The sequence below is a fragment of the Kitasatospora sp. NPDC059577 genome (assembly GCF_042735475.1).
GTDB lineage: Bacteria > Actinomycetota > Actinomycetes > Streptomycetales > Streptomycetaceae > Kitasatospora.
This window is the reverse complement of record NZ_JBHWBZ010000039.1, coordinates 1-11,035: the sequence shown is the minus strand read 5'-3', so window position 1 is coordinate 11,035 and position 11,035 is coordinate 1. Positions and strand designations below refer to the sequence as shown.

Sequence of the window (11,035 nt, the reverse complement as noted above, 5' to 3'; positions counted from 1 at the left end):
AACGCGATCGATGTCCCGTCATGGCACCGAAACGTCATGATCAGGGGGATTGCGGAACCCGGGCCCTCATCTATTAAGTTACTTCGAAGAAGGTGGGCGGGGTGACATCCCCCCGTTGCTCGTCCTGCCTGCCTTCGCCGCCCCCGGCCCGTCCGTTCCGGCCGAGATTCCCCCGAAGGAGAGCCGACCGCCCATGGGAAAGCGCCGCAAGCCCAGTCCCCCCGGTCGGGCCCGCATGGCGGTCCTCACCACGGCCATGGCGGCCGGCGGCGCGGTCCTCGCCTCGGGCACCGCCCACGCCGAACCCGCGCCGACCCTCGCCTCCGTCAAGGAGCAGGTGGACAACCTCAACGAGCAGGCCGAGCAGGCGATCGAGCGCTACAACGGCTTCCAGGCCAAGCAGCAGAAGCTCCAGAGCGACGCCAACCAGATCCAGGAGAAGGTGGTGCGCGGCCAGGAGACCATGAACGAGCTGCGCACCCGGCTCGGTTCGGTCGCCGCCGACCAGTACCGCAACAACGGCATCGACACGTCGGTCCAGCTGATGCTCGACTCCGACCCGGCCGCGTACCTGGAGCGCGCCGCGGTGCAGAACCAGGTCGCCGACTCCCAGGCGAGCCTGCTGAAGCAGGCCCAGGACGAGCAGCGCAAGCTCGACCAGGACCGCGCCGAGGCCACCGCGACGCTCGCCGAGCTCGACACGGTCGGCAAGCAGCTGGCGGAGCAGAAGAACGACATCCAGACCAAGCTGTCCAAGGCGCAGGACATGCTGAACAAGCTCAGCGCCGAGGACCGGGCCAAGATCAACGCCCAGCAGTCCGCCGAGAAGGCCAAGGCCGAGGCCAAGCAGGCAGCCGCCGCAGGGGCGGCGGACCGCGCCTCCCGATCCGCCGACCGCCCCGACATGAGCACCCCGGCGCCGCCCGCGAGCGGCCGGGCCGCCTCCATCATCGCGTTCGCCCAGGCCCAGCTCGGCAAGCCCTACGGCTGGAGCAGGACCGGTCCCGACAGTTTCGACTGCTCCGGCCTCACCAGCATGGCCTACCGGGCGGCGGGCGTCACGATCCCCCGGATGTCCCAGGACCAGTGGAAGTTCGGCCCGCACATCGACCGGGCCAACCTCCAGCCCGGCGACCTGGTCTTCTTCTACGACGACCTGCACCACGTCGGGCTGTACATCGGCGACGGCAAGATGATCCACGCGCCGCGCACCGGCAAGAACATCGAGGTGCTGCCGATCGCGGTGATGCCCTACATGGGCGCCGTCCGCCCGGCCTGACCGCGGACCCGACGGCCCGCTCCCGCACCGGCGGGGGCGGGCCGACGCCGTTTCCGGGCGGACGGCCTACCGACCGGCCCGGGCGCACCGCGCCCGGCCCGCGCCCGTCACGGGTGCGGTGCGCAGGCCAGCAGGTACGGCAGCACCGGTAGCACCGGCAGTGCCGCCACCCCGAGCCGCCGGGCGAGCCTTCGCCGGCCGCCGCCGGGGCGGGCCAGCCGCCGGACCCTGGCCAGCACCCCGGTGGCGGCCACCCCGAGCGCCCCGCCGTCCGGGACCGCAACTCCGGCGGTCGCCAACGCACAGAGCGCCGAAGCCAGCTCACCCCGCGACACCTGGGCCAGCGCCGCGTCGTCCGCCGCCATCTCCAGCAGCAGCGCGACCTCGGAGCACCCCAGCCGGGCCAGCGGCAGCCGCCCGAGGAGCAGTGCGAAGGTGTCCGCCGGCAGCCGGAGCAGGTGGTGGCGGCCCCGGAGGTGTCCGTGCTCGTGCGCGACGGCCGCGGCGACCTGCCGCTCGTCCAGCAGCCGCAGCGCCCCGCGCGACAGCACGACCCGGGAACGGCGCCCGGGCAGGCAGTAGACGGTGGGGTGCGGGTGATCCAGCACCAGCGCGCCCCAGCGCCGGTCGGGTACGGCGACCACGTCCAGCAGCGCCCGGTGCCGCCGACGGGCCCGTCCGGTGCGGACGCCGACGGTGGTCACCAGGGCGGCGACCACCGCCCCGGCGGCGGCCAGCAGCCACCAGTCGTGGGTGTGCGGGAGGACGGCGCCGGGCGGCTCGGCGTGGGGGAGCAGGCCGAGCAACCCGGCCGGCTCGTGGGCGAAGGGCTCCAGCGCGTGGTGCGCGGCGAGCAGCAGGGCCACCGTGAAGGAGGCCATCAGCGCGAGCCAGAGCACCGCGCCGGCCAGTGGACGGGCCTGGAGCCGGGCGGAGCCGGCCAGCCGGCGGGGCAGCAGGACGCCGGTCACCGCCAGGTACAGGCCCAGCAGTGCGAGGGTCACTCGGGGTCCCGGGACTTCACCTGGGCGAGCGCCGAGAGCAGGGCGGAGGCTTCGTCGCCGCTGATCCGGTCGACGAAGCGGAGCAGCGCGCCGGCCCGGTCGGAGGTGGTCTCCAGAGCCTGGTGCATCAGCCGGGCGGTGTACTCCTCGCGGGTGCAGGTCGGCTCGTACACCCAGGCGCGGCCGACCTTGTCGCGACGCAGCCAGCCCTTGGTGTGCAGGATGTCGGCGACGGTGGTGACGGTGGTGTACGCGACGGCCCGCTGCTGTTGCAGGTCGTCCACGACCTCGCGCACCGTGGCCGGCCGGCCCCAGGACCAGAGCCGGTCCATGATCTCGGCCTCCAGGTCGCCGAACCCGCGTAGCACCGCCCTGTCTCCCTCGCCGAGCCCACCGCCGGCGCCCTTCGCCCGCCGGAACGCGGCCCATGGTACGGCGAGCGCCGGGCGCCCGTCCCCGGCCGGCAGGGGAGGGCGCCCGGCGCGTTCCGGGTCGTGTCCGGGTGGTGCCCGGATCGTGTCCGAGCGGTGTCGGTCGGTGTCGACCATGGTCCGGTCGATGCCCGGAGCCGATCGGTCGGTGCTCGACGGCCCGGCGCTCGACGGCCCGGGGCCCGACCGGTGTCCGGGGTCGACCGGCCACCGCGGGCGGCGGTGACCGGTCGGGGCCGCGGGGCGGCGGTCAGGACAGCCGTCGTCCCAGCGGGATGCGGGACTTGGTGAACAGCGCGGCGAGCAGCCCGGCCACCACCGGCAGCACCAGCACCACCACCAGCAACTCGACCCAGGGCGCGGTGATCAGCGCCGGCTTGGCGCCGAACCCGCTCGCCCGGGACTTCAGCAGCCCCACCGCCGGCACGAATCCGTTGGCCGCCCCGAGCAGCGCCCCCAGCAGCGCGATCAGCGCGCACTGGAGGCCCGCCATGGTGCGGCGGATCCGCGGCGGTGCGCCGACGGCGGCGAGGGTCGCCTGGTCCTGCCGGGAGTCGGCGGCCGCGAGGCCGGTGGCGATCCCGGCCGCGCCGAGCACGACCAGCGCGGCGAATCCGGTGAGCGCCAGCGTGAGTGCGTCGCTCTTCGGCTGGAAGCCGCGCTCGATGGTCAGTTCGGCCATCCGGTCCAGCCGGACCGCGGCCGCCTCGGCGCGCTGCTGCGACTTGCGGTCGGGCGGGGTGGCGGGCAGCCAGACCGAGCCGGTCGGCTGGGCGGAGAGCCCGAGGCGCGGCAGCACGGAGGGCAGCACCAGGCCCTGGGCGAAGCCGGCGGCGGCCGGGTTGTCGACCAGGACGGCGTCGACCGGTACCTCCTGGAGGTCGGGCTTGGGGACCTCGCCCGGCTGCACGGTGCCGCTGCCGCCGCGCAGCATCATCACGGCCTTGCCGTCGGCGCCCACCAGGGACTTGTCGAAGACCAGCAGCTTGCCTGCGGCCAGCGCCTGTTCGACGGCCGGGTCGTGGACGGCGAAGAGGTTGTGCAGCACGGTGGCGTCACCGGCGGCCAGGTGCGGTGGGGCACCGAGGCCGCGCAGGTTCACCGGGCCCTTCAGCTGGACGACGCTGGAACAGTTGTCGCAGAAGCGGTACTGGACCTCGGCGAGGTCCCCGCGCGGGCCGAGACCGGTCAGCTGCTTCTCCAGTTCGCCGCGCAGCCGGTCGAGCCGGGGCCCGTCGACGTGGCTGGTGAGCTGGACGGCGCCGTACGGGGCCTGCGGCCGGTAGTCGCGCCGGTTCTCGGCGTCGGTGCTGGTGGTGTAGACGCCGATGGCGACGGCGCCCGCGACGGCGGCCATCACCGCGGCGACCGCGGGGGCGGTGCGCGAGCGGTGCCGGGCGGAGTCGCGCAGCGCGAGCCGGGGCCCGAGCGGGAGCCGGCCGGCGGCGCGGCCGACCAGGGCGACCAGCATCGGGGTGCAGAGCAGCAGTCCGAGTTCGGCGGTCACCGAGCCGCCGAGCACGGTGAGCGTCCGGGTGTCGTAGCCGCCGATGCCCGGCTGGTCGCGCTGCACGGCGCCCGCGCCGTACATCGCGAGGACGGCGCCGGCGGCGACCAGCAGCACGCCGCCGACGGTGACCCAGCGGCTGGGGCCGCAGACGGTGTCCCGGCCGGTGAGGCCGGCGGTGACGCTGCGGCGGGCGGCCTGGACGGCGGGCAGCGCGGCCGCGAGCAGGGCGGTGACCAGGCCGATTCCGGCGATCGCCAGGAGGTCCAGCGGGGGCAGGGCGAAGTGTCCGAAGCGCGTGCCGCCGACCCGTTCGATCTGCGGCCGGAGCGCGGCGACGAGTCCGGTGCCGAGCGCCACGCCGGCCACCGCCCCGACCGCGCCGAGGACGAGGCCGCCGCCGAGGACGACCGCGCCGACGTGGGTGCGGCGGCCGCCGGCTGCGCCGAGCAGGGCGAGCTGGCGGCGCGAGCGGCGGGCGCCGACCGCGAACGCGGGCCCGGCGAGGAGGGCGACCTCCAGCAGTGCCATGCCGGTGACGGTGGCGACGACGACCTCGGTGTTCTTGCCGGTGGCCTGGTCGCCGAGGCGGAACGCGTCGCGGTAGTAGGGGACGGCCCGTGCCGGCGGCGGGGCGAGCGCCACCGAGCGCGCGGTGAGCGTGTAGCCGTGGGCGTTGAACCGCTGGACCTCGGCCCAGTCGAGCGCCGTCCCGGACGGCAGCCGCACCAGCCAGGCGCCGCGTTCGGCCGGACCCTTCCCGGCGGCCGGCCGGTCGGCGCTCTGGGCGGCGATCAGCTGGTCCAGCAACTCTCCGGGTCGGGCGACGAGTTCGACCCGGCCGAGCTCGTCCGGGTGTTCCACGACGCCGGTGATGGTGTAGGTGGTCCGCTCCAGCCCCTGGACGGTGGTGGTGCCGCCGGGCTTGAGCCCGGAGTGGTCCAGGAAGGCCCGGGTGACGGCCACTTCGTGCGGGGCGCTCGGGGCGCGGCCCTCGACCAGGTCGATCCGGCCGCGCCAGATCGGGTCGGCGAGGTTCGCCTCGGTGGTGAGGGTGCGGACGAGACCCTCGGGCGAGGTCGCGCCGGTCTCCGGCCCCGGCCGGGCCGGGGTGAGCGCGCTGCCGGGGGGCAGCAGCGCGCCGACCAGGGTGACCGGATCGGTGCCGGCGCCCTTCAGCTGCTCGGCGGTGGGCTGTTCCCCCGGGCGGGGCTGGACGGCGAAGGCGCCGTCCTCGGCGACCGGGGCCTGTTCGACGGTGCGGCCCGGGTCGAGGGCGGTGACCAGGGCGTCCGCCCCGCCGACCACCCGCTCGACCCGCTCGGCGGGGCTGAGCTGCCCGCTGCGGTGGACCACGTCGGCGCCGGTGACGCCGAGGACGGGCAGGGCGATCATGGCGACGATCAGGGCGCTGCGGCCCTTGGCGCGCAGGGCGTCGCGGCGGGCGATGCGCAGGGCGACCCGCCAGGCTCCGAGCCTCACCACGTCATCTCCTCGGTGCCGCCGGGCCGGTGGACGGCGGCCGGGCAGGTCGCGGAGCGGTAGCCGGGGCTCTCCGAGGCGATCGCGCCGTCCCGCAGGTGGACGATCCGGTCCGCCCAGCCGGCGTGCGCGGCCTCGTGGGTGACCATCATCGCGGCGGCGCCGGCGTCGCAGCGGGCGCGCAGCACGCCGAGCACGGCCTCACCGGTGGCGGAGTCGAGGGCGCCGGTGGGTTCGTCGGCGAGCACCAGTCGGCGTTCGCCGATCAGGGCGCGGGCGATCGCGACGCGCTGCTGCTGGCCGCCGGACATGTCGTCGGGGAAGCGGTCGGCGAGTTCGCCGATGCCCAGTTCCTCCAGGGCGGCCAGTGCCTCCCGGCGGGCCCGGCGTCCCGGGACGCCGTCGAGTTCGCGGGGCAGGGCGATGTTCTCGGCGGCGGTGAGCGCCGGGATCAGGTTGTAGTCCTGGAAGACGTACCCGATGGAGCGTCGCCGCAGATCGGCGAGCCTGCCGCGGCGGAGGCCGCCGAGCGGGACGCCCTCCACCAGCACCTCGCCGCCGCTGGGCTGGTCCAGTCCGCCGGCCAGGGTCAGCAGGGTGGACTTCCCGGAGCCGGACGGCCCCATGACGGCGACGAACTCGCCGGGGTGGACGGCCAGGTCGATGCCGCGCAGGGCGTGCACCTCGGCGGCGCCCCGCCCGTGCACCCGGGTGACGGAGGCCAGGCGCAGGACGGGCGCGGGCCGGGTCGGATCGGTGTGGGACACACTTCCCCCTCGTGGGCTGCTCAACTGCATATGTCGGTGAACTATATATGCCGGAGACGAGTATCCAAGGCCGGGTCGGGTCCGGTCAAACTTCTACAAAGCTGTCGAGCAATGGTCGGAAGCCCGGCAGGGCCGACGGAGGCGTCCTGCGCGCCTCCCCGGCCGCGGTGGCGGCGATGGCCATCATCAAGATCGTCCGGACCGCCCCGGGGCGACGACCCGCCGGTACCCCGACCCCGTGAAGGAGGTGCCGTCGTGCACGCCCCGACCACCGCCCCGGCACTCGAACAGGTCGTCAGCCGGCCGTCGTCGGAGCCGGGGGTGCGTGACCTGCACTGGTACCTGGACGAGGAACCGGACGAGGAACCGGACGGCCCGGGCGGCCCGGCGCTCGCCTGAGGGAGTAGAACGGAAGGACCGTCACACGAACCGCCTGGGAGGCCCGATGCTGACCCCCGACCCCGATCCCGAGCACGGGCCGCTGGTGCCGATGCTGCTGGTCCTGACCGTGGTCACCGGAGTGGTGGACGCCGTCAGCTACCTCGAACTGGGCCACGTCTTCGTCGCCAACATGACCGGGAACGTGGTCTTCCTCGGCTTCGCCCTGGCCGGCGCGCCCAACCTCTCCGCCACCGCCTCCCTCGCGGCGCTCGCGGCCTTCCTCCTCGGCGCCCTGACGGGCGGCCACCTCGCCCGCCGCCTGCCCGGCCACCGCGGCCGCCTGCTGGCCACCGCCGTCGGCGTCCAGTCCGGGCTCCTCGCGGTGAGCACCGTCCTGGCGGCGGTCGTCGGCCACACCGCCGACCCGGTCCGCTACACCCTGATCGGCCTGCTCGGCTTCGCCATGGGCGGCCAGAACGCGGTGGTCCGCGCACTCAAGGTCCCCGACCTCACCACCACCGTGCTCACCATGACCATCACCGCCCTCGCCGCCGACCGCACCGGCCTGCGCCGACTCGCCTCCGCCGGCTGGATGTTCGCGGGTGCCCTGCTCGGCGCCCTCCTCGTCCTCCACGCGAACGTCCCGACCGCCCTCGGCCTGGCCCTCGCCCTCCTCCTCGCCGTGGCCGCCCTCGTCCACCGGGCCGCCCGGCCCACCCCCGCCCCGGCCTGGACCCGGCCCCGCTGAACGTCCCGGCCCTCGCCGAGGCGTCCGGCCCCGCTGAACAGCCCGGCCCCCGCGGAGCCGCCCGGCCCCGCTGAACAGCCCGGCCCCCGCGGAGCCGCCCGGCCCCGTGGCCCGTGGTCAGTCCTCGGTGCGCTGACCGGCGCGGCCGCTCCAGCGGGGTTCGAGGCGGGCCCAGGCGTCGGCCCAGGCGCTCTCGGCGCGGCGGTCGAGGGCGTGCAGGCGCAGTCGCAGCACGAGCACGACGAGGGCGAACAGGGTGAGGAGGGTGCCGATGCCGGTGCAGGCGGCGGAGACGGCGAGGGTGGCGCGGTCGACCGGGGGAGCGGAGGCGTTGCCGGCCCGGTCGATCCAGATCGGGACGCGGCCACCGGCGGTGGTCGCGTCCGGGGCCTGGACGGTGCCGGAGCGCGGGGTGCCGTCGGGGGCGGTCCACGCGACGTCGACGTCGGTCCGGTTCCGGTGGCCCCCGGCGAAGCGCCCGCCGGTGGCGGCGCCGCGGTCGGGGATGCCGCGCACCACGGCGTCGACCCGGTGCAGCCGTGTGCGTTCGGCGTCGGCCTGGGGCGCCGCACCTCGGTAGAGCAGCAGTGCGCCGCCCACCGAGAGGGCGACGGTGAGCACCGCGCCGAACGCGGCGAGCAGCCAGGCCCGGGCCCGGGAGCGGTCGAGCGGACGGACCAGCGGTTCGTGCCGGGCGCCGAGGGCCCGCCGCAGCTGACGGCCGGTTCGCCGCGGGAGCGACGCGGGCCGTGCGGGGCGGGGTGCGCTGGACACGTTGACGGCTCCTCAGGGGTGCTGGGGCGAAAGGCGGTTCGCCACCAATTTCCACCCCGGGCCCCTCCGCGCACAAGAGTCGTGCGCGTTCGTAGTACCGCCACGCCCGTGGGGCGTCCCGCCAGTGCCGCTCGGCCCCGCCGACGGGACGTTCGGCCCTCGGCAGCGCCGGGCCGGGCAAGGCAGGCTGGGTACCGGCGGCGCCCCCCGTGCCTGGGCGCGGCCGTGGCCCGGTTCGACCGTGGGGGTGCCGGGCCGAACGGCGGAGCAGGGGGTGGTCGTGGGGCCGCCCCCTGCTTTCCCGCGTCCCGACGTCGGCGTCCTTCCAGGTCGGAGCATTCTTCTCGCCATGTATACACTCGGAGTATACGTCGGGTGTATGGTCCTCCCATGAGTGTTCCTTTGACCCTGCTGGGGCTGCTGGAGCGGGAGCCGAGCCACGGCTACGACCTCAAGCGCGACTACGACGCCCTCTTCGGCCGCGGCAAGCCCCTCCCGTACGGCCAGGTCTACGCGACCCTCGGCCGGTTGGCCCGCGACGGCAAGGTGGTGGCCGGTGAGGCGGAGCCCGGCGACGGGCCCGAACGCAAGCGGTACGTCATCACCGACACGGGGGCGACCGAGTTCGAGGACTGGCTCCGGGAGCCCGTCGCACCCGAACCCAACCTGCAGTCCGTGCTGTTCACCAAGGTGGTGCTGGCCCTGATGTTGGGCCGCGACGCCGAGCAGTACCTGGACGGCCAGCGCGCCGCCCACCTGCGCCGGATGCGCGAACTCACCGAACTGCGCCGCACCGGCGCCCTGGTGGACGCCCTGCTCGCCGACCACGGCCTGTTCCACCTGGAGGCCGACCTGCGCTGGATCGACCTCACCACCGCCCGCCTCGACGCGCTCGCCGCGGAGGTGCGGGCATGACCGCCGTGATCGAGGCCCGGGACGTCACCCTCTCGTTCGGCGAGACGCCCGCGCTGCGCGGTGCGAGCCTGTCCGTCCAGGCGGGGGAGGTGCTCGCCGTCATGGGCCCCAGTGGCTCGGGCAAGTCGACGTTACTCCACTGCCTGGCCGGCATCCTGGTGCCCGACTCGGGCGAAGTGCTGTTCGACGGGCAGCGGCTGGACACCCTGTCCGAGGCCCGGCGCAGCGCCCTGCGCCGGGACACCTTCGGCTTCGTGTTCCAGTTCGGCCAACTGGTACCGGAGTTGACGGCCGAGGAGAACGTCGCCCTGCCGCTGCTGCTGAACGGCGTACGACGGTCCTCCGCCCTGGCCGAGGCCCGCCCCTGGTTCGCCCGCCTCGGCCTGGACGGAATGGAAGGCCGCCGCTCCGGCGAGCTGTCGGGTGGTCAGGCCCAGCGCGTCGCGCTGGCGCGTGGCCTGGTGGCCCGCCCCCGGGTGCTCTTCGCCGACGAGCCGACCGGCGCGTTGGACTCGCTGACCGGCGAACAGGTGATGGAGCTGATGGTCACCTCGGCCAAGGAGCAGGGCACCACCGTCGTCCTGGTCACCCACGAGCCCCGGGTCGCCGCCTATGCCGACCGCGAGGCGATCGTCCGCGACGGGCGGGCCCGTAGCCTCACCGCCGGACCGGTGGCCCCGTGATCGCCTTCTCGCTCCGGCTGGCCGTCAGCGGCGGCCGGGAGGCGGTGGCCCGGCTGATGACGATCGTGGCGGCCGTGGCGATCGGCGTCGGGCTGCTGCTGTCGACCTTGGCCAGCGTCGACGCGATCGACCGCGCCAACCAGCGGCAGTTCTGGATGAACACCGGAGTCAAGGGCGGGACCGTCGCCGCCCCGGTGGACCCGCTCTGGTGGAGCGCCCGGATGGACTACTACCGGGGGAGGGCCGTCTTCCGCGCCGAGGTCGCCGCCACCGGGCCCACCTCGCCCGTCCCGCCCGGCCTGAGCGCGTTGCCGCCCCCCGGCGAGTACTACGCCTCGCCCGCCCTGGCGAAGCTGCTGGGCACGACGCCGGCCGTCGAACTCGGCGACCGCTTCCCCGGCCGACTGGCCGGCACGCTCGGCGACGACGCGCTGCCCTCCCCGGACACCCTGGCGGTGGTCGTGGGCCGCACGGTGGACGAGGTCAGGGCCCTGCCGCGGGCCACCACCGTGACGACCGTCGCCACCGAGCTGCCCGCCGTGTGCGACAACGACTGCTACGGCGCGGGCGTGCACGACGACGCCCTGGTGCTGGTGCTCACCGTGGTGGCCGGGGCGCTGATCTTCCCGGTGCTGGTCTTCATCGGCACGGCCACCCGGCTGTCCGCCGCCACCCGGGAGCAGCGCTACGCGGCGATGCGGCTGGTGGGGGCCACACCGGGCCAGGTGTCGGTGATCTCGGCGGTGGAGTCCACGGTGGCGGCGGTGGTCGGTACGGTGCTCGGCTTCGGCACGTACGCCGCGTTGCGGCCGGTGGTGGCCGAGGTGCCGTTCACCGGTGACCGGTTCTTCGCCGGGGACGTCAGCCTGAGCCCGGCGCAGGCGGTCGGCGTGGCACTGGCCGTGCCGCTGGCGGCCGCGCTCGCCGCCCGGTTCGCGCTGCGCCGGGTCGTGATCTCGCCGCTCGGGGTGTCCCGTCGGGTCACCCCGAAGCCGCCGAGCCCGTGGCGGCTGGTGCCGCTGGTGGCCGGCCTCGGCGAACTCGGCTACTTCGCCGTCAACCAC

11 protein-coding genes are annotated in these 11,035 nt (G+C 75.3%); 6 read left to right on the top strand and 5 right to left on the bottom strand.

From position 1 onward, the window contains the following. Window positions 1-193: 193 nt before the first annotated feature. Window positions 194-1,279, top strand: a complete 1,086-nt coding sequence (locus ACFV0O_RS26260; protein ID WP_380345853.1) for an NlpC/P60 family protein — start codon at window positions 194-196, stop codon at window positions 1,277-1,279. Window positions 1,280-1,386: 107 nt separating this feature from the next. Here ACFV0O_RS26260 and ACFV0O_RS26255 read toward each other — a convergent pair whose 3' ends face one another. The 4 genes from ACFV0O_RS26255 to ACFV0O_RS26240 all read right to left on the bottom strand — a co-directional run bounded on the left by ACFV0O_RS26255 (window position 1,387) and on the right by ACFV0O_RS26240 (window position 6,500). Beyond that, window positions 1,387-2,283 carry a M56 family metallopeptidase gene (locus ACFV0O_RS26255; RefSeq protein WP_380345851.1) on the bottom strand — a complete coding sequence of 299 codons (897 nt, stop codon included), beginning with the start codon at window positions 2,281-2,283 and terminating at the stop codon, window positions 1,387-1,389. Continuing rightward, entirely contained in the window at window positions 2,280-2,651 is a 372-nt protein-coding gene (locus ACFV0O_RS26250; protein WP_380345849.1) for a BlaI/MecI/CopY family transcriptional regulator, read from the bottom strand. Before ACFV0O_RS26250 ends, ACFV0O_RS26255 begins: the two co-directional genes overlap by 4 nt. Before the next feature lie 313 nt (window positions 2,652-2,964). After that, entirely contained in the window at window positions 2,965-5,706 is a 2,742-nt protein-coding gene (locus ACFV0O_RS26245; protein ID WP_380345847.1) for an FtsX-like permease family protein, read from the bottom strand. Then, a complete protein-coding gene (locus ACFV0O_RS26240; protein ID WP_380345845.1) occupies window positions 5,700-6,500 on the bottom strand; it encodes an ABC transporter ATP-binding protein in 801 nt (266 codons plus the stop codon). Before ACFV0O_RS26240 ends, ACFV0O_RS26245 begins: the two co-directional genes overlap by 7 nt. Window positions 6,501-6,725: 225 nt before the next feature. Here ACFV0O_RS26240 and ACFV0O_RS26235 point away from each other — a divergent pair, with 225 nt between their 5' ends. After that, complete coding sequence (locus ACFV0O_RS26235) at window positions 6,726-6,869, top strand: hypothetical protein (protein ID WP_380345844.1); 144 nt, start codon at window positions 6,726-6,728, stop codon at window positions 6,867-6,869. Window positions 6,870-6,915: 46 nt separating this feature from the next. Further along, window positions 6,916-7,599, top strand: a complete 684-nt coding sequence (locus ACFV0O_RS26230) for a YoaK family protein (RefSeq protein ID WP_380345842.1) — start codon at window positions 6,916-6,918, stop codon at window positions 7,597-7,599. 117 nt (window positions 7,600-7,716) lie between these two features. Here the strand turns inward: ACFV0O_RS26230 and ACFV0O_RS26225 are convergent, their stop codons facing one another. Next, window positions 7,717-8,373 carry a hypothetical protein gene (locus ACFV0O_RS26225; protein ID WP_380345841.1) on the bottom strand — a complete coding sequence of 219 codons (657 nt, stop codon included), beginning with the start codon at window positions 8,371-8,373 and terminating at the stop codon, window positions 7,717-7,719. A 390-nt stretch (window positions 8,374-8,763) separates the two neighbouring features. Here ACFV0O_RS26225 and ACFV0O_RS26220 point away from each other — a divergent pair, with 390 nt between their 5' ends. From ACFV0O_RS26220 to ACFV0O_RS26210, 3 genes are all read left to right on the top strand, one after another. After that, window positions 8,764-9,288, top strand: a complete 525-nt coding sequence (locus ACFV0O_RS26220; RefSeq protein WP_380345839.1) for a PadR family transcriptional regulator — start codon at window positions 8,764-8,766, stop codon at window positions 9,286-9,288. Beyond that, a complete protein-coding gene (locus ACFV0O_RS26215; RefSeq protein ID WP_380345837.1) occupies window positions 9,285-9,971 on the top strand; it encodes an ABC transporter ATP-binding protein in 687 nt (228 codons plus the stop codon). Before ACFV0O_RS26220 ends, ACFV0O_RS26215 begins: the two co-directional genes overlap by 4 nt. Continuing rightward, window positions 9,968-11,035: FtsX-like permease family protein (locus ACFV0O_RS26210; RefSeq protein ID WP_380345835.1), on the top strand; the 1,068-nt coding region annotated here is incomplete at its 3' end. The genes ACFV0O_RS26215 and ACFV0O_RS26210, both read left to right, overlap by 4 nt.